23 protein-coding genes are annotated in these 24317 nt (G+C 59.7%); 17 read left to right on the top strand and 6 right to left on the bottom strand.

Going from position 1 to position 24317, the window contains the following annotated elements; all coding sequences use genetic code 11:
- Positions 1 to 19 precede the first annotated feature (19 nt).
- From ACM6I5_RS19750 to ACM6I5_RS19735, 4 genes are all read left to right on the top strand, one after another.
- Positions 20 to 436 carry a RidA family protein gene (locus ACM6I5_RS19750; RefSeq protein WP_017338215.1) on the top strand — a complete coding sequence of 139 codons (417 nt, stop codon included), beginning with the start codon at positions 20 to 22 and terminating at the stop codon, positions 434 to 436.
- Between the two features lie 93 nt (positions 437 to 529).
- Positions 530 to 1207, top strand: a complete 678-nt coding sequence (locus ACM6I5_RS19745; protein WP_017338214.1) for a DUF1028 domain-containing protein — start codon at positions 530 to 532, stop codon at positions 1205 to 1207.
- Positions 1204 to 2355 carry an acetylornithine deacetylase gene (gene argE / locus ACM6I5_RS19740; RefSeq protein WP_414884471.1) on the top strand — a complete coding sequence of 384 codons (1152 nt, stop codon included), beginning with the start codon at positions 1204 to 1206 and terminating at the stop codon, positions 2353 to 2355. The genes ACM6I5_RS19745 and argE overlap by 4 nt, the downstream gene beginning before the upstream one ends.
- A 286-nt stretch (positions 2356 to 2641) precedes the next feature.
- Complete coding sequence (locus ACM6I5_RS19735; protein WP_017338212.1) at positions 2642 to 4057, top strand: purine-cytosine permease family protein; 1416 nt, start codon at positions 2642 to 2644, stop codon at positions 4055 to 4057.
- On the opposite strand, the gene ACM6I5_RS19730 is transcribed toward ACM6I5_RS19735, so the two are convergent.
- Positions 4054 to 4341, bottom strand: coding sequence for a hypothetical protein (locus ACM6I5_RS19730; protein WP_414884470.1), 288 nt, complete (start codon positions 4339 to 4341; stop codon positions 4054 to 4056). The genes ACM6I5_RS19735 and ACM6I5_RS19730 overlap by 4 nt on opposite strands.
- A 310-nt stretch (positions 4342 to 4651) precedes the next feature.
- Here ACM6I5_RS19730 and ACM6I5_RS19725 point away from each other — a divergent pair, with 310 nt between their 5' ends.
- The 13 genes from ACM6I5_RS19725 to ACM6I5_RS19665 all read left to right on the top strand — a co-directional run bounded on the left by ACM6I5_RS19725 (position 4652) and on the right by ACM6I5_RS19665 (position 19604).
- Positions 4652 to 5962 (top strand): nucleotide sugar dehydrogenase, encoded by a 1311-nt coding sequence (locus ACM6I5_RS19725; protein ID WP_414884469.1) that lies wholly within the window; start codon positions 4652 to 4654, stop codon positions 5960 to 5962.
- Positions 5963 to 6025: 63 nt separating this feature from the next.
- Positions 6026 to 7507, top strand: coding sequence for a glycosyltransferase family 2 protein (locus ACM6I5_RS19720; RefSeq protein ID WP_414884468.1), 1482 nt, complete (start codon positions 6026 to 6028; stop codon positions 7505 to 7507).
- A gap of 65 nt (positions 7508 to 7572) precedes the next feature.
- On the top strand, positions 7573 to 8787 hold the full coding sequence (locus tag ACM6I5_RS19715; RefSeq protein WP_414879008.1) for an HlyD family efflux transporter periplasmic adaptor subunit: 1215 nt from the start codon (positions 7573 to 7575) through the stop codon (positions 8785 to 8787).
- Complete coding sequence (locus ACM6I5_RS19710) at positions 8784 to 10184, top strand: alginate biosynthesis protein AlgK (RefSeq protein ID WP_414884467.1); 1401 nt, start codon at positions 8784 to 8786, stop codon at positions 10182 to 10184. Before ACM6I5_RS19715 ends, ACM6I5_RS19710 begins: the two co-directional genes overlap by 4 nt.
- A 41-nt stretch (positions 10185 to 10225) precedes the next feature.
- Positions 10226 to 11614 (top strand): alginate export family protein, encoded by a 1389-nt coding sequence (locus ACM6I5_RS19705; protein ID WP_414879065.1) that lies wholly within the window; start codon positions 10226 to 10228, stop codon positions 11612 to 11614.
- Positions 11615 to 11699: 85 nt separating this feature from the next.
- Positions 11700 to 13217: a mannuronan 5-epimerase AlgG gene (gene algG / locus ACM6I5_RS19700; protein ID WP_414879010.1), complete on the top strand. Its 1518-nt coding sequence runs from the start codon at positions 11700 to 11702 to the stop codon at positions 13215 to 13217.
- Positions 13218 to 13228: 11 nt separating this feature from the next.
- Positions 13229 to 14626 (top strand): alginate O-acetyltransferase AlgX-related protein, encoded by a 1398-nt coding sequence (locus ACM6I5_RS19695; RefSeq protein ID WP_414884466.1) that lies wholly within the window; start codon positions 13229 to 13231, stop codon positions 14624 to 14626.
- Entirely contained in the window at positions 14626 to 15714 is a 1089-nt protein-coding gene (locus tag ACM6I5_RS19690) for a mannuronate-specific alginate lyase (RefSeq protein WP_414884465.1), read from the top strand. The genes ACM6I5_RS19695 and ACM6I5_RS19690 overlap by 1 nt, the downstream gene beginning before the upstream one ends.
- Before the next feature lie 116 nt (positions 15715 to 15830).
- Positions 15831 to 17252 (top strand): mannose-1-phosphate guanylyltransferase/mannose-6-phosphate isomerase, encoded by a 1422-nt coding sequence (locus ACM6I5_RS19685; protein ID WP_414884464.1) that lies wholly within the window; start codon positions 15831 to 15833, stop codon positions 17250 to 17252.
- Between the two features lie 263 nt (positions 17253 to 17515).
- Complete coding sequence (locus ACM6I5_RS19680) at positions 17516 to 17734, top strand: PLD nuclease N-terminal domain-containing protein (protein WP_017338202.1); 219 nt, start codon at positions 17516 to 17518, stop codon at positions 17732 to 17734.
- A 452-nt stretch (positions 17735 to 18186) separates the two neighbouring features.
- Positions 18187 to 18480 (top strand): fructose-bisphosphate aldolase, encoded by a 294-nt coding sequence (locus tag ACM6I5_RS19675; RefSeq protein WP_414884463.1) that lies wholly within the window; start codon positions 18187 to 18189, stop codon positions 18478 to 18480.
- 352 nt (positions 18481 to 18832) lie between these two features.
- Positions 18833 to 19147 (top strand): type II toxin-antitoxin system RelE/ParE family toxin, encoded by a 315-nt coding sequence (locus tag ACM6I5_RS19670; RefSeq protein WP_414884462.1) that lies wholly within the window; start codon positions 18833 to 18835, stop codon positions 19145 to 19147.
- A 1-nt stretch (position 19148) separates the two neighbouring features.
- Positions 19149 to 19604, top strand: coding sequence for an addiction module antidote protein (locus tag ACM6I5_RS19665; RefSeq protein ID WP_414884461.1), 456 nt, complete (start codon positions 19149 to 19151; stop codon positions 19602 to 19604).
- Positions 19605 to 19620: 16 nt separating this feature from the next.
- Here ACM6I5_RS19665 and ACM6I5_RS19660 read toward each other — a convergent pair whose 3' ends face one another.
- The 5 genes from ACM6I5_RS19660 to ACM6I5_RS19640 all read right to left on the bottom strand — a co-directional run bounded on the left by ACM6I5_RS19660 (position 19621) and on the right by ACM6I5_RS19640 (position 24212).
- A complete protein-coding gene (locus ACM6I5_RS19660) occupies positions 19621 to 20067 on the bottom strand; it encodes an NUDIX hydrolase (RefSeq protein ID WP_414884460.1) in 447 nt (148 codons plus the stop codon).
- A 49-nt stretch (positions 20068 to 20116) separates the two neighbouring features.
- Entirely contained in the window at positions 20117 to 20542 is a 426-nt protein-coding gene (locus tag ACM6I5_RS19655; protein ID WP_017338197.1) for a hypothetical protein, read from the bottom strand.
- Positions 20543 to 20587: 45 nt separating this feature from the next.
- Positions 20588 to 21136 (bottom strand): cupin domain-containing protein, encoded by a 549-nt coding sequence (locus ACM6I5_RS19650; protein WP_095136571.1) that lies wholly within the window; start codon positions 21134 to 21136, stop codon positions 20588 to 20590.
- Between the two features lie 246 nt (positions 21137 to 21382).
- Complete coding sequence (locus ACM6I5_RS19645; protein ID WP_017338195.1) at positions 21383 to 22669, bottom strand: NAD(P)/FAD-dependent oxidoreductase; 1287 nt, start codon at positions 22667 to 22669, stop codon at positions 21383 to 21385.
- Between the two features lie 52 nt (positions 22670 to 22721).
- Positions 22722 to 24212, bottom strand: coding sequence for an aldehyde dehydrogenase (locus ACM6I5_RS19640; protein WP_414884459.1), 1491 nt, complete (start codon positions 24210 to 24212; stop codon positions 22722 to 22724).
- Positions 24213 to 24317 lie beyond the last annotated feature (105 nt).

Genomic DNA, 24317 nt, shown 5'->3' with positions numbered 1-24317 from the left:
TTTCTGCCAGGAGCGACAAATGTCCACGCCAACCCATACCCGTATCCGCATGTTCAACACCAAGGAAACCTATCCGAACCAGAGCCTGGACAACGACCTGTGCCAAGCCGTCCGCGCGGGCAACACGGTTTATGTTCGTGGCCAGGTCGGGACGGATTTCGAAGGCAGACTGGTTGGTCTCGGTGACCCGCGAGCCCAGGCCGAACAGGCCATGCGCAACGTCAAGCAATTGCTGGAAGAAGCTGGCAGCGACCTGAGCCACATCGTCAAAACCACCACGTACCTGATCGATCCGCGGTATCGCGAGCCGGTGTATCAGGAAGTCGGCAAGTGGCTCAAAGGCGTGTTTCCGATTTCGACCGGGTTGGTGGTGTCGGCGTTGGGGCAACCGCAGTGGTTGATGGAGATTGATGTGATTGCGGTGATTCCCGAGTAAGCAGGGACACCGCGTCGCGGCCATCGCTGGCTTGCCCGCGAAGAGGCCAGCCAAGACACCACATTCGCCAAGGCAAACCAAGGAGCAAACCCCATGACCTTCTCCATCGCCGCCCGTTGCCCGGAAACCGGTCAGTTCGGCATTGCGATCAGTTCCTCCAGCATCGCCGTCGGCGCCCGCTGCCCCTGGCTGCTGCCGGGTGTCGGTGCCGTCTCCACACAGAACATCACCCTCCCGTCCCTCGGGCCGGACGTCCTCGCCCTGATGGAGCAAGGCCTCGCCCCGGCGGAAGCGCTGGACAAAGTCCTCACGCGCAATGGCTACAGCCAATACCGGCAGATCACGGCGATTGACCACCTTGGCCAGACCGCTCATTTCAGTGGCGCGCAAACCTTGGGCAACCACAACGCCGTGTCCGGCGAACAATGCGTCGCCGCCGGCAACATGCTCGCGGACCGCTCGGTGATCGAAGCCATGGTTGAAGCCTTCGAACACGGCGAAGGGCAACTGGCCGACCGCTTGCTCGCCGCGATGAAAGCCGCCATCGCCGCCGGTGGCGAAGCCGGGCCGGTGCATTCGGCGGCGATGGTGGTGGTCGGCGAACTGACCTGGCCGATCATCAACCTGCGGGTCGATTGGGCGGACGATGATCCCATCGGCCAGTTGGAAAAGCTCTGGGTTGCCTACTGCCCGCAAGTCCAGGACTACATCGACCGCGCCCTCGCCCCGGACAAATCCCCAGGGTACGGTGTCGCCGGAGACGACCGATGAGCGCCAGCCACGATTTGCTGGCGACGTTAGTGGCATTCGACACCACGAGCCGCGAATCAAACCTGCTGCTCATCGAATTTGTCCGCGACTACCTCGCGAGCTTCGACGTGCCATGCGAGCTGATCTACAACGAGCAGCGCAGCAAGGCCAACCTGTTCGCCACCATCGGCCCGGCAGACACGCCGGGCATCGTGCTGTCGGGGCACACCGACGTGGTGCCCGTCGATGGCCAGCCGTGGACCGTCGCGCCGTTCGAACTCACCGAGCACGACGGCAAGTTGTTCGGTCGCGGTACCGCGGACATGAAAGGCTACATTGCCTGCGTGCTCGCCCTCGTTCCTTCGTTGGTGAACGCCCCGTTGCGACGGCCGGTGCACATTGCGCTCTCGTATGATGAAGAAATCGGCTGCCTCGGCGTGCGCTCGTTGCTGGCGGCGCTGGAACAACGGCCAGTCAAACCGATGCTGTGCATCATCGGCGAGCCGACCGAGCTGAAACCGGTGCTCGGGCATAAGGGCAAACTGGCGATGCGCTGCGATATCCAGGGTCACGCGTGCCATTCGGCGTACGCGCCGCTTGGGGTCAATGCCATTGAGTATGCCGCCGAACTGATCGGTGAACTGGGACGGATCGGCAACAGGCTCAAAGCGCCCGAGCACCGCGACGCGCGTTTCGATCCGCCATTTTCCACCGTGCAAACCGGTGTGATTGGCGGCGGCAAAGCCTTGAACATCGTCCCCGCCGATTGCCGTTTCGATTTCGAGATCCGTGCCCTGCCCTCGCATGATCCAAGCGACGTCGCCCGGGAACTGAAAACCTATGCCGAGCAGCAGGTGCTGCCGCGAATGCGTGCGGTGAGTGAACAGAGTGAGATTCGCTTCAGTGAACTCTCGGCATACCCCGGATTAGTGACCGATGCACACAGCGAGGCGGCTGAGTTGATCGCTGCATTCTGCGGCTCCCGAGCGTTCGGCACAGTGGCCTTCGGCACCGAGGGCGGCCTGTTCGACGCCGCTGGCATTCCCACCGTTGTGTGCGGCCCTGGCAGCATGGATCAAGGGCACAAACCGGACGAATTCGTCAGCCTCGAACAATTGGACGGTTGTGACGCCATGCTGCAACGGATGCTGCTATCAATCAGCGAATAACACAGATTCTGAACACCCCATAATCCCTGTGGGAGCTAGCCTGCTAGCGATAGCGATTTGACAGTCAACACTGATTTGGCTGACAGATCGCTATCGCTGGCAGGCTAGCTCCCACAGGGTTTTCGGCTGCCCTGCGACCTACATTTTTTAACGTCTATACCAACAATCTTTGTAATTTATCTATCCCCATCCACCGCACATCATCAACTCCAACAAGAAAAGCGTCGCCCCCGCGCGGCGCTTACCGAAGTACGTCCACGTACTCAAAATTGCCTTGGAGTCCGTCATGGTTACCGCAGCAACAACCTCCGCCCCGCTCATCGAAAAACACACCATCGGCTATGTGCCGCCCGAAGATCGCCACGGCAAAACCCGTGACCTGTTCACTCTCTGGTTCGGCGGCAACATCGCCCCGCTGCCCATCGTCACCGGCGCCCTTGGCGTGCAGATGTTCCACCTGAACCTGGTGTGGGGAATCGTCGCCATCCTCGTCGGCCACCTGGTCGGCGGCGTGCTCATGGCGCTGCACTCGGCCCAGGGCCCGCAGATGGGCATTCCACAAATGATCCAGAGCCGCGCCCAGTTCGGCTCCCTCGGCGCCCTGCTGGTGGTGCTGATCGCCGGCATCATGTACATCGGCTTCTTCGCCTCCAACATCGTCCTCGCCGGCAAGTCCCTGCACGGCGTGGTCGACAGCGTGCCGGTGCCGGTGGGCATCGTCATCGGCGCCCTGGGTTCCGGCATCATCGGCATCATCGGCTACCGCTTCATCCACGTGCTCAACCGCATCGGCACCTGGGTGCTCGGCGCCGGTATCGTGCTCGGCTTCGGCTACATCTTCACCCACGTGCAGACCGCCGACTTCCTCACCCGTGGCAGCTTCAACATTTCCGGCTGGCTGGCCACGGTCTCGCTCGCTGCGCTCTGGCAGATCGCCTTCGCGCCGTACGTCTCCGACTACTCACGTTACTTGCCGGCCAACGTGCCCGTGGCCGCAACGTTCTGGACGACTTATCTGGGCACCGTGCTCGGCTCCAGCCTTTCATTCATCTTCGGCGCCGTCGCCGTGCTCGCCACCCCCGTCGGCATGGACACCATGGACGCCGTCAAACTCGCCACCGGCTCCATCGGCCCGCTGATGCTCGTGCTGTTCCTGCTCAGCGTCATCAGCCACAATGCCCTCAACCTCTACGGCGCCGTGCTGTCGCTGATCACCCTGGTCCAGACCTTCGCCTACCGCTGGATCCCCACCGCCAAAAGCCGTGCCGTCCTCTCGATCATCATCCTCGCCGCCTGCTGCTTCGCCGCCGTCGGCGCTTCCGCCAACTTCATCGGCCATTTCGTCGACATGGTGCTGGTGCTGCTCGTGGTGCTGGTGCCGTGGACCGCGATCAACCTGATCGACTTCTACGCGATTCACAAAGGTCAGTACGACATCCATTCGATCTTCAAGGTCGATGGCGGGATCTATGGCCGGTACAACCCGCAGGCGTTGTTGGCGTATGCAATCGGGATTGCAGTGCAGATTCCGTTCATGAACACGCCGCTGTATGTCGGGCCGATTTCAGAGCACATCAATGGGGCCGACTTGTCCTGGTTGGTGGGCCTGATCATCACCTCGCCGCTCTACTATTGGCTGGCCAATCGCGACACCGCTTACAAGCGCCGCCTCTCGACCGGAAAACTCGCCAACAGCCTTTAAGCGCCGCTTCGGATTGTCAAAGCGAGTAAACAAAAAACCGCACTGATGCGGTTTTTTGTTGCGTGATCATTTTCTGTAGCTCCAATGTTTTTACTATGACGCCTTACATAAGCGCCAATAAAACAGACATTCAAAAATTGACATGTCTCAGCAACTTTACACAATAAGAAAAATTCAAAAGGCATGATAAAAAAGTTGTAACGTTGGCGTTGCACCGCGTCAGTGCCCATCGGAAAACCAATGTAATTGACCGCTTGATTTTGGTGCAAAAATTCACCTTCCATTCTTATGACTAATCGCCATAAATCATCTATCTACCTGTTTTAATTGAAATTAATTTTTCGATAAATGGCTGTTGCTTTGGCACGCTCTTTTGGGATCCTAATAATTATTGTGTTCACAAAAAGTGTTCGAAATTTCTGTTAAAAAAAATGACAGTGCTTTTGATATGTTTGTCTACACTCTCATTTCTGCAAGTGCGGGTCGCGTATAACGCCATACAAAACAGCCGATTAGTTGGTCCGACAGAGTTACTGTCGGTGTCCGCGGCATGTCGATGGCATTTCGGAATCAGGGTATATGGGGAACTCACCGATGCGTATCAGCATATTTGGTTTGGGGTATGTGGGCGCTGTATGCGCGGGCTGTCTCTGTGCTCGCGGTCATGACGTAATCGGGGTGGATATCTCTCAGGTGAAAATCGACCTGATCAATCAGGGCAAGTCGCCCATCGTTGAGCCAGGCCTGGAGGCTCTGCTCGAGCAGGGGGTGCAGTTTGGGCGGCTGCGGGGTACCAGTAATGTAAAAGCGTCCGTGATGGACACGGATATGTCGTTCATCGCCGTCGCTACGCCCTGCAAGAAGAACGGCGATCTGGATCTGGTCTACATCGAGTCGGTCTGCCGCGAGATCGGCGAAGCCCTGCATACCAAGGACAGTTGGCATACGGTGGTGGTGCGCAGCACAGTGCTGCCGGGCACCGTGAAGAACGTGGTCATCCCGATTCTTGAAGACTGTTCCGGCAAGAAGGCCGGGGTCGACTTCGGCGTGGCGATCAACCCGGAGTTCCTGCGCGAAAGTACTGCAATCAAGGATTACAACTGCCCGCCCATGACCGTGATCGGTGAATTCGACCAGCGCAGCGGTGACATGCTCGTCGCACTCTACCAGGAGCTGGACGCGCCGCTCCTGCGCAGGAGCATCGAAGTGGCGGAGATGATCAAGTACACCTGCAATGTCTGGCACGCGACAAAAGTGACCTTCGCCAATGAGATCGGCAATATCGCGAAGGCCGTCGGCGTGGACGGTCGCGATGTGATGGACGTGGTCTGCCAGGACACCAAACTCAACCTGTCGCGTTATTACATGCGCCCCGGTTTCGCGTTCGGCGGTTCCTGCCTGCCCAAGGATGTGCGTGCGTTGAACTATCGCGCCGGGCAACTGGATGTCGAGCACCCGCTACTGGCCTCGATCATGCGCAGCAATGCGGCGCAGGTACAAAGAGCCTTCGACATCATCACCAGTTACGGCAAACGGCGTATCGCCCTGCTCGGCCTGAGCTTCAAGGCGGGCACCGATGACCTGCGCGAAAGTCCACTGGTCGAGTTGGCCGAAATGTTGATCGGCAAGGGCTACGACCTGCATATCTTCGACCGCAACGTGGAATACGCGCGTATCTACGGGGCCAACAAGGACTACATCGAGTCGAAGATTCCACACCTGGCTTCGCTGTTGCGCGCAGACCTGACAAAAGTGATCGAGGAGGCAGAGGTCATTGTTCTGGGTAACGGTGACGAGTCCTTCAAAGCCTTTGCGCTTGAGGCGCCCGAAGGCAAGCAGGTGGTCGACCTGGTGGGTTTCATGCCAAACGTCAGTGACGATCGGGTCGAAGGTATCTGCTGGTAAGGGCTAGAGAATCGCCGAACTGCACCCCGGGCAATACGGGTTTATCGAACAGGAGTCACAGGCATGGCTGATTCCAGGAATTATTTGCGCGAAGCGACGGGCTGGCTGTTCTACGTCACCGCGCTGTTGTGGCTTGCACTGATGCTGCCGCGCTCGGTTTTCGATCCCCAATCCAGGGACTTTCTCCTGTTGCTGGGGGCGGTCGGTATCTGGCGTTATTCGATGGGCGCTATCCACTACCTTCGGGGGTTACTGTTCCTTTATCTGGTGTTCCCTTACTACAGACGCAAAGTCACCCGGCTCGGCAGCAGTGCCGATCCGTCCCATGTGTTTTTGCTGGTCACCAGTTTTCGCATCGAAGCGTTGACCACGGCGCAGGTTTACCGCTCGGTGATCGAAGAGGCCATCGGTTGTGGCTACCCGACCACGGTGGTCTGCTCCATCGTCGAGCTGGCCGATGAACTGCTGATCAAAGCACTCTGGGACAGCTATACCCCACCGGAACGGGTCAAGCTGAGCTTTGTACGGATTCCCGGCACGGGGAAGCGCGATGGCCTGGCTCACGGTTTTCGGGCCATCTCCCGGCATGTGCCGGATGCCGACGCGGTGGTGGCGGTGGTCGATGGCGACACCGTGCTTTCACCCGGACTGGTGCGCAAGACCGTGCCCTGGTTCAAGCTGTTTCCGAACGTCGGCGGGCTGACCACCAATGAGTTCTGCGAGGTGCGCGGCAGCTACCTGATGAGCGAATGGCACAAGCTGCGTTTCGCCCAGCGGCACATCAATATGTGTTCGATGGCACTGGGCAAGCGAGTGCTGACAATGACCGGGCGGATGTCGGTATTCCGCGCCCAGGTGGTGACCGACCCGGGGTTTATCCAGGACGTTGAACGCGATTATCTGCAGCATTGGCGTCTGGGCCGTTTCCGCTTCCTGACCGGCGATGACAAGTCCAGTTGGTACAGCCTGATGCGCCTTGGCTACGACACCTTTTATGTGCCCGATGCGGCAATCAACACCGTCGAGCATCCCCCGGAAAAGAGTTTCTTGAAGGCCAGCCGCAAGCTGATGTTCCGCTGGTATGGCAATAACCTGCGGCAGAACTCGCGAGCCCTGCACCTGGGCGTGCGGCGGTTGGGCTGGTTCACCTCGCTGGTGCTGCTGGACCAACGCGTATCGATGTGGGCCAGCCTGCTCGGGCCTTCAGTGGCGATCATTGCCAGCCTCAAATACAGCTTCGCCTACCTGCTGATCTATGTGCTGTGGATCGGCGTGACGCGCTTGATCCTGAGTCTTCTGTTGCTGGCTTCGGGGCACCCGGTCGGGCCGGCTTATCCACTGATTCTCTATTACAACCAGCTGGTCGGCGCCATGGTGAAAATCTATGTGTTCTTCCGCCTCGACCAGCAATCGTGGACGCGCCAGAAAACCAAACTCGACCGCGGACTGGCCAACTATCAGCGCTGGTTCAATACCTGGTCGTCACGGGCCATGACGTTTTCGGCTGGCAGTGTGTTTTGCGCACTGCTGATGTGGATTGTGTAGCACAGGTGTCAGGGCAATCGGCAGGCCGTGCCGGATCAGACTCAATCGATGGGAAGGAACGCGTTATGAACACAGCTTTTGTTGCTGTCGATGACAGTGTCGTGCATGAGTCGGAGGTACAGCGTCAGCATGCGCGGCTGACCCTGCCGGCGAGAATCAAGTTTCACGGACCCGACCGGGAGGCGCTCGATTGCGAGCTGCTCGACTTGTCGGCCGGGGGATTCAGCCTGAGTCAGCCGGGCACATCGCTGATCGTGGGCCGGCAACACAAAGGCAAACTGGTGTTCCAGGTCGATGCGCTCGGGTTTGCCATCGATGTGGAGTTTGTCGTGCGCTCGATTAACGACGATGGGCGGCGGATAGGTTGCGAGTTTCACAACCTGCGCCCTCGTGCGATTTCCGCCTTGCGTTATGTGATCACCTCTTACCTCTCGGGAGGGGTGATCAGCCTGGGCGACATGCTCGTGACCCAGCAACGCGACAACTTCACCAAGCCGCGAAAACATGAAAGCGGCCACGGCATGGGCGTTTTCGGGCGCTTGCGGGCGACCACGATAAGCCTGCTGATGTTTCTCGTGGGCCTCGCGGCCTTTGGTTATGTGGTGCACCAGTTGTATGGCATTTACTACGTCACTCATGCCGAATCGGCGCGGGTCAATGTGCCCGGCCAGTTGATCGGCCTGCCGCGCGACGGCAGCGTCAACTCTTTGGTCAAGGTCGGGGCGGTGGTGTCCAAGGGCGCCCCGCTGGCGACCTTTTCCGCCTCGCTGCTGGATGTGATGAAAGGCAACCTGCCGCCCGGGCAGGCGACCCCGGAAAATCTCGAGCGCCTGTTCAGCCGAACCCTGCAAGGTTCGCTGACCAGCCCCTGCGATTGCCGGGTGGTGTCGCAACTGGTGCCGGACGGCCAGGTCGTCGGCAAGGGCACCACGGTGTACGAGTTGATGCCGATTGACGGGGTGGCAACCATCGAGGCGCGCTTCCCCTACAAGAATTTCGCCAAGATCCAGCCCGGCAAGGTGGTGAACTTCCAACTGATCGGTGAAGAACAGCCGCGCACGGGCAAAATCACCGCGGTGGCGCTGGACAACGGCGGCCTCGCCTCCGACCTGCGGGTCACCATCGAGCCTGACAGCCCGTTGCAAACCGATCAGGCCGGGCGTCCGGTGGAAGTCAGTATCGAAGAGCTGCAGGGCAATGCCTGGGTGCAGAGTGCCTCGGCAGCCAATACCTGGGTGAAAAACACGTGGGAGAATAAAGTCATGGCGGCCGGAAAATGAACGGCGCATGGCGATCGGGGCTGCGGTTTTCTGCGCTGGCCGCTGCGCTGACGATGATCCACGGCTGCGGCACCCTGCCCGACCAAGGGTTGGCGCGCGAGGCCATGGAGCGCGGCGATTTTGAAACGGCACGCAAGAACTACGCAGCGCTGGCCGAGGACGGCTATGCCGACGCCCAGGCCGGGATGGGCGACTTGACGGCCTCGGCGGGCGACCCGCAGAGCCTGAAAGAGGCGGAAGCCTTGTACCGCCAGGCTGCGCCGGGATCGGTCAAGGCGCAGTCACGCCTGGGCCGTTTGTTACTGCGCCAGAGCCCGAATGATCCCCAGAAAGTGCACGAAGCCCGACAACTGCTGGAAGGCGCGCTGGATAAAGGCGAGTTCAGTGCGGTGGTGCCGCTGACGTTGCTGTACCTGGGCTACCCGCGAATGGCGCCGGTGGTGGATCCGCAGCAGAAAGTCGACAGCTGGCGGGCCCAGGGCATTGCCGAAGCCGACCTGGCGCAGATTCTGATCTACCGCAATCAGGGCACCTATAACGCCCACCTGCCGCAGATCGAACAGTTGTGCCGGGCTCGGCTGGCGGTACTCGATGCCTGTTACGTGGAGCTGGCGACCATCAACCGGATGCGTGCCCAGCCCAAGGCGCAAGCGGACTTGCTGGCGCAGCTGCGCCAGAGTTTGCGCGAGGGCCGCGTCGCGCCCTTGCGGGTCGAGTCAGTGGCGCGCGTGCTGTCTTCGCCCGCCCTCGAAGGCCCGGCCGATCCGCAAAGCGCCCAGCGCCTGCTCGAAGAACTGGCACCGGTCTATCCGCCGGCCTGGACCAGCCTGGCACGGTTGATCGACGACTACCCCGCCCAAGGCGACGCGCCGCAATTGCTCTCGGCGCTGCAGCGCGGGCGCGAAGCGGGCGACCCGCGGGCGGAACTGCTGACCGGACGGCTGTATTACCTCGGCAAATGGTTACCTCAGGATCCGCGCCTGGCTGAACAGCACTTGCTCAAGGCGGCCGCAGCCGGTGAAGTCGGGGCGAACTACTACCTGGGCCAATTGTACCGTCGTGGTTATCTCGGCCAGGTTGACCCACAGAAAGCGCTGCTACATTTGTTGCTGGCGGCCCGCAATGGTTCGCCCAACGCCGATCTGGCCCTGGCCCACATGTTTTCCGACTCCCGCGGGGTCAAGGTCAATCGGATTAACGCTTTTGTCTTTGCGCAGCTTGCGCAACGCCAGGGCGTGGTCAACGCAGGACCTGTGCTATCGGCCCTGCAGTCGGGTATGACCCCGGCAGAAAAGAAAATCGCGCAGCCCTTGCTTGAGGAAGAAGCCCAGGCCCGTTTGACGGGCGCGGCTTTAGCCAGGCTGCAAACTCCGGAAAATGGACAGGACTTACTATGAAGCAAGCATTGTTGGCTAGTTATGGTCTGGGAGTTTCGCTGATGTGCAGCGCCGGTCTGGTGCTGGCGGCGGAAGTGGCGCCGAAGAATTTCGGCCTGGATGTGAAGATTACCGGTGAGTCGCAAGACGACCGGGACCTTGGCACGGCATCCGGTGGCACCCTCAACGATATAGGCATCGATTTGCGCCCCTGGGCCTTTGGCCAATGGGGTAACTGGAGTGCCTATACGATGGCGCAGGCGGTGGCCGCGACGGATACCATCGACACCGATACGGTGAACAACGGCGCCGACCAGAACAACACCCGTGAGGCGGATGACAGCTATCTGGCGCTGCGCGAATTCTGGGTTGATTATTCGGGCATCACTGCCTATCCGGGCGAGCATCTGCGCTTGGGCCGCCAGCGTCTGCGTGAGGAAAGTGGCCAGTGGATGGACACCAACATCGAAGCGCTCAACTGGACCTTCGAAACCACACTGCTGCGTACCCACATCGGCGCCGCCCAACGCTTTTCCGACTATCGCACCGATTTCGACGACCTGGCGCCCGAAGATGAAGACCGTTCCCACGTCTTCGCCGACATCTCCACACAATGGACGCCCAATAACTGGGTAGGCCTGCGTGTCCATCACTCAGAGGACAGCGGCAGCCTGCCCGATCCCGGCGAGCAGGTCGATACGCTCGACAAGACCAACACCGGCAGCCTGACCTGGGTCGGTCTCGAGGCGAACGGTGACGGCTACAACTACCGCTCGACGATGCCGCTCAATTACTGGGCCTCCGCGACCTGGCTGACCGGTGATCGCGACAACCTCACCAGCGTGATCGACCCCGTCGGCGATCGAATCGCGACGGGGCACACCAGTGGCGATGTCAACGCCTGGGCGGCGGACCTGGGCCTGCGCTGGAACATCGATGAAAGCTGGCGTGTCGGTGCTGCCGCCGCTCGCGGCGACGGCGGTGGCAACGATCAGGAAAACCAGTACCAGCAAACCGGCCTGCAGAGCAACCGCTCGAACTTCACCGGCACGCGTTCGCGCGTACACCGCTTCGGTGAAGCCTTTCGCGGTGAACTGAGCAACCTTCAGACGGCGACGCTGTTCGGCTCCTGGCAGATGCGCGAGGACTACGACGCCAGCCTCGTCTACCACCGCTTCTGGCGGGTCGACGACGAACAGCAAACCGGCGACGACGGGATCGTCAATGCAGCGCTGGTGGACGGCGAGAAGGACCTGGGCCAGGAAGTCGATCTGGTCATGACCAAGTACTTCAAGCAAGGCCTGTTGCCCGCGAGCATGGTGGATTGGGTCGACGAGCCGTCGGCACTGATCCGCTTGCGCCTGGGCGTGTTCTTCCCCGGTGACGCCTACGCCAATGACACCGATTCGAGCATGCATCGGGCGTTCATTGATTTTGTCTGGAAAATCTAGGAACAGGTCGTTGCCCACGGTGATGCCACCGTGGGCAACCACGCACTGAATCACACCCGGTTGCGCTTTTTGATGAGTGAGACTTATGGACCGTGTCGTCAAGATAGGACTGTTGCTCGCCGCCATGCTGTTGATGCAGACGGCAGGCGCCAACGCGGCGGGTGACATCCTGATACCGCGCTACACCATCAGCGAGGCGCCTGGAACGTCGTTGCTGATCAAGGAGCCGAAAATGCCCGACCTGTCCGGTTACACGGCCGAGGCCGTCGCGGCGAAGATTGCTTACAAGCCCGCCGGCCGCGCCTTGATCCAGCCAATGCTCAAGGAAAACGCGCTCGACGAGTTCATCGGCGGAGAAGATCGCTTCAAGGAATGGGTGGTGCGCCAGAAGCAAATGCCCGTGGCAATCTTCATCGACCGTGGCTACATGAGCCTGACGCAACTGGCGCGCAGCCTGCCACAGACCGCCTTGCGCGAAACCGCGCCGGGGGTGTTTCTGGCGCGCCTGCCGATCGTCATTCGTCCCGGCGCAACACTGCATATCGACAAGTCGGTCAAGGAGCTGCGCTTGTCCCAGGACGGCGGTTCCTTCCTGGTCAATGACGGCAAGCTGTTTATTACCGATACCAAGGTCAGCGCCTGGAGCGAGAAAGACGACAGCCCGGCCTGGTTCAAAAAAGACGACGCGTTTCGGCCGTTTCTCATCTCTTGGGGCGGCACCGAGACCTACATCGTCAACAGCACCATCACCAGCTTCGGCTACACCGAAAGCAAGAGCTATGGGGTGAGTATTTCCCAGTACAGCCCGAGCATGGCGCCGAAGATGAAGCGCAAAAAGCCGACCGGCTGGCTGATCAATTCACAGTTCGTCGACAACTATTTCGGCTTCTACTGCTACGAAGCCGACGACGTGGTGATTCTGCGCAACACCTATCGCGCAAACATCGTGTATGGCATCGACCCGCACGACCGTTCGCGTCGGCTGATCATTGCCCATAACGATGTCTTCGATACCCACAAGAAGCACGGCATCATCCTCTCGCGCGAGGTCAACGATAGCTGGATCATCTACAACCGCACCTACAACAATCAGCTGTCCGGCATTGTCCTGGACCGTTCCAGCGTCAATAACCTGCTGGCCTACAACGAGACCTACAAAAATCGCTCCGACGGCATCACCGTGTATGAGAGCGGCAATAACCTGATGTGGCGTAACCGCGCGGCTGACAATGACCGGCACGGCATTCGGGTGCGCAACAGCACCGGCGTGCGGCTTTATGAAAACGAGCTGATGGCCAATGCCCTGACCGGGATCTACGGCCACATCAAGGATTTGCGTGGCAGCGACCGCGACCTGAAGGAAGACCCCTACGAAGAAAAGCTGTCGCTCACCGTGGTCGGCGGCAAGCTGATCGGCAACGGTTCCAGCCCCATCGCCGTGTTTTCACCCTCGCGCCTGGAACTCTATGACTTGACCTTTCTGGCGCCACAGAAACAGGACGGCCTGGCCTTCACCGGTTTGCTGGGAGAGGTCCAGGGCGACCTGATGGACATCCTCCTGCGCCGCCATGCCGCCGCACTGATTCTGCCCGCCACCCTGTGAGGAGCCTGCCGATGAACACCCTTCATGGATTTGCCGCTGTGACCTTGCTGTCCATGTCGATGGGGGCACAGGCGCAGCCGCAGTACACGGCCGAGGCTTGCTGCCAGCTGTGCCCGCAAGCGGCACAGGCGACCTTTTACGAGCAACCGGAGCTGAAAAACTACGCGACCCTGGTGGAGGCCAAGGACCAATGGCTCTTTCGCACCCGTAGCGATTTCCGCACTGACTTCGGCCTCGATGAAAATGGTTACAGAGCCCTCAAGCGCCTGCGCGACGGGCTCGCCCAACGCGGAGTCGAACTGGTGCTGGTGATGCCACCCAGCCGCGGCTTGCTGCACGCCGACCGCCTGACGCCGCTGGAACTGGCCAGCTTCGATCAGGCACGGGCCCGGCAGAACTACGTGCTGACGCTGGACCGCGTGCGCGAGCTGGGCATTCAGGTCGCCGACTTCAGCAACCTGCTGGGTGCGCCCCAGCCAGCCGGTCAGCCCTTCTACTTCAAGGGCGACCACAACTGGACGCCCTATGGCGCCGAACGCAGTGCCCGGTTGGTGGCCCAGACGCTCAAGGGCAACGATGTGCTCAAGGCGCTGCCGCACCAGACCTTCACCAGCCAGACGGCGGGGCTTCTGGGGCGCTCGGGTACGTTGCAAAAAGCCGCCGCGCAAATCTGCGGCAACGGCTATGCGGCGCAGTATGTCACCCGTTATCAAACCCGGGCCGAAGGCACCGCCAAAGGCCCCGCCAAGGTCGCCTTGATCGGCACCAGCGCCAGCGGCGAGCTGTTCAACTTCGCCGGTTTCCTCGAACAGTACCTGGAGACACCAGTCCGCAACTTCAGCGTCCCGGGCGGTGGCTACGATGATTCGTTGATCGCCTACCTGCTCGGCGACGACTTCCAGAAAGACCCGCCGGCGGTGCTGGTATGGGAAACCGACAACCTCGACAGCCTCGGCAAACCCAGCTTCTACCGGCAGGCGATGGCGGCGCTGAGCGATGGCTGCGAAAACCAGACGCCGCTGCTCAGAAGCCAGGCGAACCTGCACAGCGGGCGCAATCAGGTGTTGTTCAACGGCGGTGGCGGCAATGTGTATCCGATCAAGGGCAATCGTTATCAGGTCGACCTCAGGTTCGCCGATCCCGGCGTGCACATGATGAACGCGACCCTGACCTACATGAACGGTCGCCAGGAAAACATCAGCTTGAGCCGCTCGCCGACGGTCAATACCCAGGGCCGCTTCGCCTTCGAGCTGCGTGGCGACGGCGACTGGGACGACCAGACGTTTCTGTCCATGGACGTACAGCCACCGCCGGGAATGAACGCCACGTCGCTGTCGACCCGCCTGTGTGTCAAACCCGCCATCACCGCGGCACCGTCCCTGCGCACCGCGCAGAGGGAGGAAAACTGATGCGTCAGGCACGCTGGGCCGCCGTTGGCATGGCCCTCATTCTGATGGGGCCGATCGTGCAGGCGTGCGCGCAACTACGCCCGCCGCAGGGCTATTACGCGCAGGCCATAGAAAAAAAAGGCGACGCGCCGGACTGTCCGGCGACGCCCAAACCCTATACCGGTGACCTGTTGATCCCCAGCAAATACGAAGGCTCGGGCAAGGCACGGGATCAGCTCAACGCCGAATCCAACAAACGCTACAAAGAGATGTCGGGCGATATCAACGATCTGGAAAAAGGCGTCAACAAACAGGTCGCCGCCTATTTGCGGCAAGGCCGCGCCGGCCATGTGGACTGCACCCTGAGCTGGCTCGGCGACTGGGCCAAGGCGCAGGCGCTGCTGAGCACCACTTACACCCACACCGGCAAGTCGATGCGCAAATGGGCGGTGGGCAGTGTTTCCTCGGCTTATCTGCGGCTCAAATACTCGCGCTCCCAGCCACTGAGAGGCCGCGAAGCGCAGACCCGGCCGATCGAAGCCTGGATCGGCAAGGTTGCCGAACAGGTGGTGCGCGACTGGCGCGACCAGCCGCTGGACCGGCTCAACAACCACCAGTATTGGGCGGCATGGTCCGTCATGGCGGCCTCGGTGGTGGTCGATCGACGCGATCTGTTCGACTGGTCGGTTGCGCAATTTCGCATCGGCGCTTCCCAGGTTGATGCAGACGGCTATCTGCCCAACGAACTGGGCCGCGACACCCGCGCACTGGCTTACCACAACTACGCGATGGGACCGCTGATGATGATCGCCTCCTTCGCCCAAGCCAACGGCGTCGACCTGCGCGAAGAAAACCAAGGCGCCATGCGGCGTCTGGCGGCGCGGGTGGAAGAAGGCATCAAGGATCCAGGCGTGTTTGAACGCAAGACCGGCCACAAACAGGAACTTGAAGACCTTAACGAGGATGGCAAGTTTGCCTGGCTGGAACCCTACTGCGCGCTGTACGCCTGCTCGGCGGCAACCAACCGCTGGCGCCAATCGGTCGAACCGATGAAAAACTACCGCCTGGGTGGCGACATCACCCAGCTGTTTGCCGACCAGAAAGAATAAAGGCATCTGCCGATGCGGCCACTCTGAATTGAGCTTGTGTTTCAAATAATGGAAGGCAGTCCTTCGCTCTGCGAAGCGCCTTCATACCGAGTGATGAAGGTGCGGGAGGTAAAAAAATGATTCCAGTCATTCTGTCCGGCGGCAGTGGTTCGCGGTTGTGGCCACTGTCGCGCAAGTTGTACCCCAAACAATTCCTGAGCCTGGCCGGCGAAGGATCACTGTTTCAGCAAACCTTGCAGCGCCTGTCGTTCGATGGCATCGGCAAGCCGATCGTGGTCTGCAATGTGGAACACCGCTTTATCGTCAATGAACAACTCGCCGCCATCGGCTGCACGCCGCAAGCGATCCTGCTCGAGCCCTTCGGCCGCAACACTGCACCGGCGGTGGCGCTGGCGGCCCTCAAGCTGATTGCCGAAGGCCGCGACGAGCTCATGCTGGTACTGCCTGCCGACCATGTGATCAGCGACGTCCCCGCCCTGCGCGCCACACTGGCAAACGCACAGGAAGAAGCGCTCAAAGGCAACCTCGTGCTTTTCGGCATTCCGGCGACGCGCCCGGAGACCGGCTTCGGCTATATCAAGGCCGACTGCAGTGATGCCGGCGCCAGTGCTTTCAAGGTCGAGCAATTTATCGAGAAACCCGACGCGCAGACCGCCGCCGAATTTGTTCGCTCCGGCGAATACTTCTGGAACAGCGGCATGTTCCTGTTCCGTGCCAGCCGCTACCTCGACGAACTGCGCACTCACGAACCGGACATTTACGAGAACTGCGTGCTCGCCCTGGAGCGCAGCCCGAGCAGCGAAGGCGTGACCAGCATCGATCGGGCCACCTTCGAATGCTGCCCGGACAACTCCATCGACTACGCGGTGATGGAACGCACCAATCGTGCCTGGGTTGTCCCGCTCAGCGCTGGCTGGAGTGATGTCGGTTGCTGGTCCTCGCTATGGGATGTGCACGACAAGGACGCCGATGGAAATGTGCTCAAGGGCGATGTCGTCAGCTACAACAGCCGCAGTTGCTATGTGCATGGCAACAGCAAGCTGGTAACCCTGCTCGGGGTGGAAAATCTGGTCGTGATAGAAACCGAGGACGCACTGATGGTCGCGCACCGCGACACCGTGCAAGACGTGAAAAAACTGGTGAATGCGCTCGACGCCCAACACCGCTCGGAAACCCAGAACAACTGCGCGGTGTATCGCCCCTGGGGCAGTTACCACTCGGTGGACAACGGCATCCGCCACCAGGTCAAGCACATCACCGTCAAACCTGGCGCGCAACTGTCCCTGCAAATGCATCACCACCGTGCCGAACACTGGATCGTGGTCTCCGGCACCGCCCAGGTAACGTGCAACGACAAGGTCTTCCTGCTCACTGAAAACCAGTCCACCTACCTCCCGATCGCATCGGTACATCGCCTGGCCAACCCCGGAAAAATCCCGTTGGAAGTGATCGAAGTGCAGACCGGCAGCTACCTGGGCGAGGACGATATCAAGCGTCTGGAAGATGTCTACGGCAGGAACCAGGAGGTCAAGAGTTGAGCCCGCTTAGCAACCACACCGAAGATCTCCACTAATGGAGCGTCCGGGCAACAAGGACATCCAGCTCGACCTGTTCCTGGACTACGCGAGCAACCTCAAACGCTACCCGGACGCGGATCATCGAAATGATTGGCGACGCGGTATAGAGGAATCGCAGGCGGGCGCAAAAGTGCGCCCACCTCCCTCCCCCACAAAACCTCAAAATTTAATGAACCCCACTGCCCCCTGCCCACCTAACTGAAAGACCATCAGGAGGGCAACTTATGCAAACCGAAACCATCTGGATCGTACTCGCCGCCGTTCTTGTGCTGGTCGAGCTTTGGGCAATCAACAAAGTGCGCAAAGCCGAAGGCAAATCGAGCAACAAACTCGTATGGATGGTGGTGATTGTGTTTGTACCGCTGTTCGGGCTGATCGCGTGGGCATTGGCCGGCCCGAAACACACCAATCCCAATCCGCATTCGCCGCAGGCTAGACAATGATGTCGGGGGATCCGCAATAGCGATGCCACAGTTTGAAATGACAAAGCCCCAATGATTGGGGCTTTGTCATTTCTGGCCACTCAACTTCAAAACGGAAGTCCGAAAATCTCGTAGGAATTCACCCTTTGTGGTGAGGGGATTTATCCCCGTTGGGCTGCGAAGCGGCCCCAAACCCTGCACCCCATTTCCCACGACACTCCACACAGCCCGAATCACCACGACAAGCCCTAAAAAGTGGCATTCAGCCTTGTCACAACAAACGCGAAAGCGTCCTACAGCCCGGTTGAGAGCGCCAAAATCGCAGCTTATAGTTTCCTTCGTCGCCGCCATTGTCGGTGACCGGGATTCGCAGCCCAAAAGAGGAGACACCAAAGACCGCCAGGCCCGCGTAGCCGACCTCCGTCGGTTAACCAGTAATGGCAATTTTGATTCATCTTTTCCGGACTACATCCATGAACACTCAGCATCCGCCGCACCGCTTCAGCCCCATGTCCCAATTCGCCACCGACTACCCCGTCCTCCTCATCGACAGCGACGCCCCCATCCGCGAACTGCACAACTGCGTCAGCGAACGCCTCAACGCCGTCCTCAAATACCTCAACCTCATGGCCTGCACCAGCCTGCCGGACTACGCCGAAAACGACATCAACACCGTCACCAACATCGCTTTGATCCTGCTCCGGGATGTCGGTGATGTGTTTCGGGTGATTGAGCAGCGTGGGTTTGAAGCATCCAAAGATCAATGAACGAATTTCATACAAAAAACCCGCGTTAAGGCGCAATGCTGTTCACTTAAGCGCGCTCTTGGATCGTGCATACCTCTGTGGCGAGCGAGCTTGCTCGCGCTGGGCTGCGTAGCGGCCCCAAAAATCTGACAACTATTGCCGAGTTTTGTGAGTGCTACGCACTCAAGCGGGAGCAAGCTCCCTCGCCACAAGTTTCCTTTGATTCAAGACACTCTTAAGTGAACAACATTGCGCGTTAAGGCGGGTTTTTCTTGCCTCATAAATCCTCAACTGGGCGTTGTGCAAGAGGTCATTTCGACCTGCACAGAGCTTTTCATCAGCAAGGAGTAGCCAGCAGGCTACAACCAGGACTATGATCGAAAAGAGAGAAATCAACATTCACAACACGCCCGAATTTGATAAATGGCTGGGTGATGTGACGGACGCCCTCGGAAAGGCGGCTATCTTGAGCCGCTTGGACCGCGCCAAAGACGGCCATTTTGGAGATTGCGAAGCGGTGGGCGGCGGTATGAGCGAAATGCGTGTTTTTGTGGGTCCTGGCTACAGAATCTACTTTGTGCGCACCGGGATGACCGACTACACGATGCTTACTGGAAGCGATAAAACGGATCAGGCGCGAGGCATCAAACGAGCTAAACAGATACTCGATGCCATGAAAGGTAAATGACATGAGCGAAACGACATTCAATCCCGAGGATATGCCCATCCTCAATCTCGATACTTCTGGCACAAGTCGTCACGAAGCTTCCCGCTTCCTCGACAGCCCGGAAGTAATGGCTGCTTACATTGCTGAAAGCATGAAGGCGGGTGACACGGCGCTGGTTCATGCGCTGAGTGAAGTTGCAAAAGCTATTGGCGTAAACAAAGTCGCTCAGGAAGCAGGGGTCAACCGCGAAAGCCTTTATAAGGTGCTTAAAGGCGGAACGAAAATGCGCTTTGAGACAATCAGGAAGCTGATGACAGCGATTGGTCTGGAACTCACCGTACGCCCGATAGCGGCGCCAGCCGTAGCCCCCAGCAAGCCCAGACCTGTGCCCGGAAAATCCGCTGCTCGGCCTGCTGCCGGTAAACCGAAGTCCAACGTTGCGGCAGCCAAAGATGTGAGCAAGCCTGTTCCAGCCTAAAGCGGCTGGTTGTGGCTCAATTCGACAGTGCGACTTTCTTCAGCAGCTCATAAAGCCCATCAGGAACCAGCGGCCCGTCCTCAGTAAAACTTGCCCACGGGAGCCACTTCGCGACGAAAACTGCGCCATCGCTTTCTTGAGCGTCCAAGTGCGGCAACGCATAGACGCTGGCATCCACGAACTTCGCATCGTAGACCTGCACGATTTCGTGCCCTGGTATGCCGTTATACGTAAAGAGGCTTTCAAGAGTGCCAAGCAAGTGAACATCGGTGATGGGAAAACCGAGTTCTTCCTGAACTTCTCGCACAATGGCTTGTGCACTGGTTTCACCGAATTCGATTCCGCCACCGATCGGACGGAAAAATGGCTTTTCAGTGATGGGGTCGCGACTTTCGTTGACGAGTATCTTGCCATCGTGGTGGAAGACGCAAAGTGCGAGGGCGCGGATGCGTGGCGTGGTCACGAGGTTAAGTCCTTTTATCTGGCAGAGTGTGTAACGGTCACGATGCTAATCAATGTCTGCGACCGGGTTTCCAGACATAGTGGCTAAAAACAAAGACCGCCATTGCGAAGACAACAAACAGCATACTTACCGCAAGCCACCGCGGCAGCTCACTCAAAAACCCGATTTTATCAATGAACGGAACACTGAGAACGGTCCCAATCGAAGCCCCGACGATAACCCCTACCCTCGCCCCCCACACACTCGTGTACCGCTCCTCTTCGCCGAACTCAATCCGTTTCAACCTCGGCGCAAGGTAATACACGCCGAAAATGCAAAAGACCACGAAAGAGGCAAGTCCCACCGTCTTGAGATACGCGTCACCCACACCAAAAATTTGCTTCAGCCCCGCCACCAATATCACAGAGTAAAAACCTGAACTGGCAAAGACCATCGGCCATGCCCGGAGGTAGTAGCGCAACGTTCGAGCATCCATACGCACACGATCCATTAGGGGTACAGCAATCAAGCCCTGGTGAAATCAGAAGTTAGCCGGTGTATTCGCGCTAATGATTTCCGCTTCGTCCGCCCCAATATTGCGAAACTTGTGCGGCAACGTCGTCGGAAAGTAGTAGCCGTCACCCGCGTTGAGCACACTGACCTGCCCATCAACTGTCAGCTCGACAGTGCCCCTCGTAACCAACCCACACTCCTCCCCTTCCGAGTGCACAATCGGCTCTTCCCCCGAACTCGCCCCCGGCGCGTACTGCTCCCGCAAAAGCCGCATCTGCCGACTCGGCACCGAAGCGCCAATCAGCAACAACCGCAGCCCATGACGCCCAAGATCCGGTTGTTCATTGGCGCGGAACACGTATTGGTGCTCACGCGGCGGCTGATCGAAGGTAAAGAAATCCGCCAAAGACATCGGTATGCCTTCGAGCAGTTTTTTCAGGGAGCTGACGGAGGGACTGACGCGATTCTGTTCGATCAGGGAGATGGTGGCATTGGTGACGCCGCTACGCCGGGCCAGCTCGCGCTGGGAGAGTTTGTAGCTTTCGCGTACTAATTTGAGTCGTGAGCCCGTGTCCATGACAGCCTTATGCGAGGAAAACTTAAGGGTTATGGGGGTGGATGGCGGGCGACTTTTGGCCGCGAAAGTACCGCTTCCCTGTCCCAGGATTGTGAAAGGCGGGTATTAAATCACGTTTGCTGGTGTTGCTCAGCAGGTTCGATGAATGGCCGAATAAAAAGCCAAAGCGCGGGACACTTCGCGCCCCAGCGTGAGCAAGCTCCCTCGCCACAGGGACATTTAGATCGTGTGGCGAGGGAGCCAGGCTTAGATGCCGAACCGATCGCGCAGCGCGTAATAAGCGGCGCCCATGGCGGTGAGCGGGGCCTGGAAGGTGCGGCCGCCGATCATCGGCATATGCGGCAAGGATGCGAAGGCGTCGAAGCGTTCGGCGTCGCCGCGGATCATTTCCGAGATCAGTTTGCCGGCCAAGTGCGAGCAGGTGACGCCGTGGCCGCTGTAGCCTTGCATGTAGTAGGCGTTTTTCTCGATGCGGCCGAATTGCGGCATGCGCGACATGGTCAGCAGGAAGTTGCCGGTCCAGCGGTAATCGATCTTCACGTCCTTCAGTTGCGGGAAGGTCTTGAGGATTTTCGGTTTGATCAGTTGCTCGATGTCGTCCGGTTCACGGGCGCCGTAGACCACGCCGCCGCCGTACAGCAGGCGGTTGTCGGCGGTGAGGCGGTAGTAGTCGAGCAGGTAATTGCAGTCTTCAACGCAGTAGTTGTTTTTGATCAGGCTGCGCGCAACCTTTTCCGACAACGGTTCGGTGACGACAATTTGCGAGCCGCACGGCATGCTTTTGCTGGTCACACGATTGTCGAGACCCTGCGGCAGGTAGGCGTTACCGGCGATCAACAGGTATTTGGCACGGACCAGGCCTTTGGCGGTGCGCACGGTGATCGGTTCGCCGTAGGTGATTTCCACCGCCGCCGATTGTTCGTAGATTTTGCCGCCCAGGCCGATGATGGCCGAGGCTTCGCCGAGGGCCAGGTTCAGCGGGTGGATGTGGCCGCCCTGCATGTCGAGCAGGCCGCCGACGTAGTTGTCGCAACCGACTTCGCGCTTGATGTCAGCCGCGTCGAGCATTTTCAGGTTCTTGTTGCCGTAGCGTTCCCAGCTGCTTTTTTGTTCGGCCAGGCCTTTGAGCTGCTTTTTGTTCAGCGCGGCGAAGATGCCACCCGGCTTGTAGTCGCACTGGATGTCGTAGTGCTGTATGCGCTGACGGATGATGTCGGCGCCTTCGAAGATCATGCTGCCGAGCACTTCGGCGGTCTTGTCACCATAGCGTTCTTCGATGACATCGACGTCGCGGCTGTAGGAATTGACCAGTTGGCCGCCGTTGCGACCGCTGGCACCGAACCCGACTTTGGCGGCTTCGAGCACGGTCACGCTGTAGCCGGCTTCGGCAAGGAACAGCGCCGAGGACAAACCGGTGTAGCCGGCGCCGATGATGCAGACGTCGCAGTCCACCGCTTGCTCCAGCACCGGGAAGTCGCCGGTGAAGTTGCGGGTGGCGGCGTAGTAGCTGTTTACATGTGTTGTTTGTTTCATAGGTTTCTCCGATGGCCACCGTCATGTGCCGGCGACCGCCGTTGTAGAAGTGTTAAAGCTTGATCCAGGTCGCTTTGAGTTCGGTGTATTTGTCGAACGCGTGCAGCGATTTGTCCCGACCGTTACCCGACTGCTTGTACCCGCCGAACGGCGCGGTCATGTCGCCGCCGTCGTATTGGTTGACCCAGACGCTGCCGGCGCGCAAGCCGCGGGCGAAGGTGTGGGCCTTGCTCAAGTTGCTGGTCCAGACGCCTGCAGCCAGGCCGAAGATGCTGTCGTTGGCGATGGCCAAGGCTTCTTCCTCGGTGTCGAAGGTGATCAGCGACAGCACCGGACCGAAGATTTCTTCACGGGCGATGGTCATGGCGTTGGTCACGCCGTCGAAAATCGCCGGTTCCACGTACAGGCCACCGGTGGCCTCAAGGGTGCGGCTGCCGCCCGCGATCAGTTGCGCGCCCTGGTCTTTGCCGACCTGGATATAGCGCAGCACGTTTTCCAGTTGACGCTGATCGACGACCGCGCCGACGGTGGTTTGCGGATCGAGAGCATGCCCCGGTTTCCAGGCTTGCAGCGCTTCCACCAGTAGCGGAATGAACTGCTCGCGAATCGAACGCTCGACCAGCAACCGCGAACCGGCGGTGCAGACTTCGCCCTGGTTGAAGGCGATCCCGCTGGCCGCTGCTTGTGCTGCCGCGCGCAGGTCCGGCGCGTCGGCGAACACCACGTTCGGGCTCTTCCCCCCGGCTTCGAGCCAGACGCGTTTCATGTTGCTTTGGCCGGCGTAGATCAGCAGTTGCTTGGCAATCGCGGTCGAGCCGGTGAAGGCCAGTACGTCGACGTCCATGTGCAACGCCAGCGCCTTGCCGACGGTGTGGCCGTAGCCCGGCAAGACGTTGAACACCCCTTTCGGAATGCCGGCGTCCAGCGCCAGCTGAGCGATGCGGATCGCGGTCAGTGGCGACTTTTCCGAAGGCTTCAAGATAAACGAGTTGCCCGCCGCCAGGGCCGGGGCGAACTTCCAGCTGGCCATGATCAACGGGAAGTTCCACGGCACGATGGCGGCGACCACACCGGCGGGTTCGCGGGTGATGAGGCCGAGTTGATCGTGCGGCGTGGCGGCGACTTCGTCGTAGATCTTGTCGATGGCTTCGGCGCTCCAGCGGATCGCGTTGGCGGTCGCCGGGATGTCGATGTTCATCGAATCGTTGATCGGTTTGCCCATGTCGAGGGTTTCGAGCAGGGCGAGTTCTTCCTGGTTGGCCAGGATCAAATCCGCGAAGCGAATCAAAATGCGCTTTCGCTCTGCGGGCGCCAAACGCGCCCAGATGCCGGATTCGAAGGTGCGGCGCGCGACGGCCACGGCTTCGTTGGCGTCGGTTTCGTCGGTGCTGGCAACGTTGGCCAGGAAACGGCCGTCGACCGGGCTGATGCATTCGAAGGTGTCACCGCTGAGGGCGGCGCGGTATTGGCCATCGATGAAGGCGCGGCTTTCGATGGTCAGGGACTGGAAGCGTTGTTCCCAGTCGCTGCGAGTGTTTGTCATTGTTGTGACTCGACGCAGAGGAATAGGGGGTCGTGTTAACCGATGGGATGAGCGATAAGTACCCTGTGGCGAGGGAGCTTGCTCCCGCTGGGTTGCGAAGCGACC

The organism is Pseudomonas sp. IT-P171 (assembly GCF_949767765.1).
Taxonomy (GTDB): domain Bacteria; phylum Pseudomonadota; class Gammaproteobacteria; order Pseudomonadales; family Pseudomonadaceae; genus Aquipseudomonas; species Aquipseudomonas fluorescens_B.
The sequence above is the reverse complement of the archived record's forward strand: the minus strand, read 5'-3'. Positions and strand labels throughout refer to the sequence as shown.

Bases quoted from the DNA above. Each gene is read 5' to 3' on its own strand.
- algG (WP_414879010.1), top strand. From the start codon at position 11,700: ATGGACCGTGTCGTCAAGATAGGACTGTTGCTCGCCGCCATGCTGTTG.
- ACM6I5_RS19715 (WP_414879008.1), top strand. From the start codon at position 7,573: ATGAACACAGCTTTTGTTGCTGTCGATGACAGTGTCGTGCATGAGTCG.
- ACM6I5_RS19695 (WP_414884466.1), top strand. From the start codon at position 13,229: ATGAACACCCTTCATGGATTTGCCGCTGTGACCTTGCTGTCCATGTCG.
- ACM6I5_RS19690 (WP_414884465.1), top strand. From the start codon at position 14,626: ATGCGTCAGGCACGCTGGGCCGCCGTTGGCATGGCCCTCATTCTGATG.
- ACM6I5_RS19735 (WP_017338212.1), top strand. From the start codon at position 2,642: ATGGTTACCGCAGCAACAACCTCCGCCCCGCTCATCGAAAAACACACC.
- ACM6I5_RS19640 (WP_414884459.1), bottom strand. From the start codon at position 24,212: ATGACAAACACTCGCAGCGACTGGGAACAACGCTTCCAGTCCCTGACC.
- argE (WP_414884471.1), top strand. From the start codon at position 1,204: ATGAGCGCCAGCCACGATTTGCTGGCGACGTTAGTGGCATTCGACACC.
- ACM6I5_RS19665 (WP_414884461.1), top strand. From the start codon at position 19,149: ATGAGCGAAACGACATTCAATCCCGAGGATATGCCCATCCTCAATCTC.
- ACM6I5_RS19655 (WP_017338197.1), bottom strand. From the start codon at position 20,542: ATGGATGCTCGAACGTTGCGCTACTACCTCCGGGCATGGCCGATGGTC.
- ACM6I5_RS19745 (WP_017338214.1), top strand. From the start codon at position 530: ATGACCTTCTCCATCGCCGCCCGTTGCCCGGAAACCGGTCAGTTCGGC.
- ACM6I5_RS19705 (WP_414879065.1), top strand. From the start codon at position 10,226: ATGTGCAGCGCCGGTCTGGTGCTGGCGGCGGAAGTGGCGCCGAAGAAT.
- ACM6I5_RS19725 (WP_414884469.1), top strand. From the start codon at position 4,652: ATGCGTATCAGCATATTTGGTTTGGGGTATGTGGGCGCTGTATGCGCG.
- ACM6I5_RS19685 (WP_414884464.1), top strand. From the start codon at position 15,831: ATGATTCCAGTCATTCTGTCCGGCGGCAGTGGTTCGCGGTTGTGGCCA.
- ACM6I5_RS19720 (WP_414884468.1), top strand. From the start codon at position 6,026: ATGGCTGATTCCAGGAATTATTTGCGCGAAGCGACGGGCTGGCTGTTC.
- ACM6I5_RS19650 (WP_095136571.1), bottom strand. From the start codon at position 21,136: ATGGACACGGGCTCACGACTCAAATTAGTACGCGAAAGCTACAAACTC.
- ACM6I5_RS19670 (WP_414884462.1), top strand. From the start codon at position 18,833: ATGATCGAAAAGAGAGAAATCAACATTCACAACACGCCCGAATTTGAT.
- ACM6I5_RS19680 (WP_017338202.1), top strand. From the start codon at position 17,516: ATGCAAACCGAAACCATCTGGATCGTACTCGCCGCCGTTCTTGTGCTG.
- ACM6I5_RS19750 (WP_017338215.1), top strand. From the start codon at position 20: ATGTCCACGCCAACCCATACCCGTATCCGCATGTTCAACACCAAGGAA.
- ACM6I5_RS19730 (WP_414884470.1), bottom strand. From the start codon at position 4,341: ATGGAAGGTGAATTTTTGCACCAAAATCAAGCGGTCAATTACATTGGT.
- ACM6I5_RS19710 (WP_414884467.1), top strand. From the start codon at position 8,784: ATGAACGGCGCATGGCGATCGGGGCTGCGGTTTTCTGCGCTGGCCGCT.
- ACM6I5_RS19645 (WP_017338195.1), bottom strand. From the start codon at position 22,669: ATGAAACAAACAACACATGTAAACAGCTACTACGCCGCCACCCGCAAC.
- ACM6I5_RS19675 (WP_414884463.1), top strand. From the start codon at position 18,187: ATGAACACTCAGCATCCGCCGCACCGCTTCAGCCCCATGTCCCAATTC.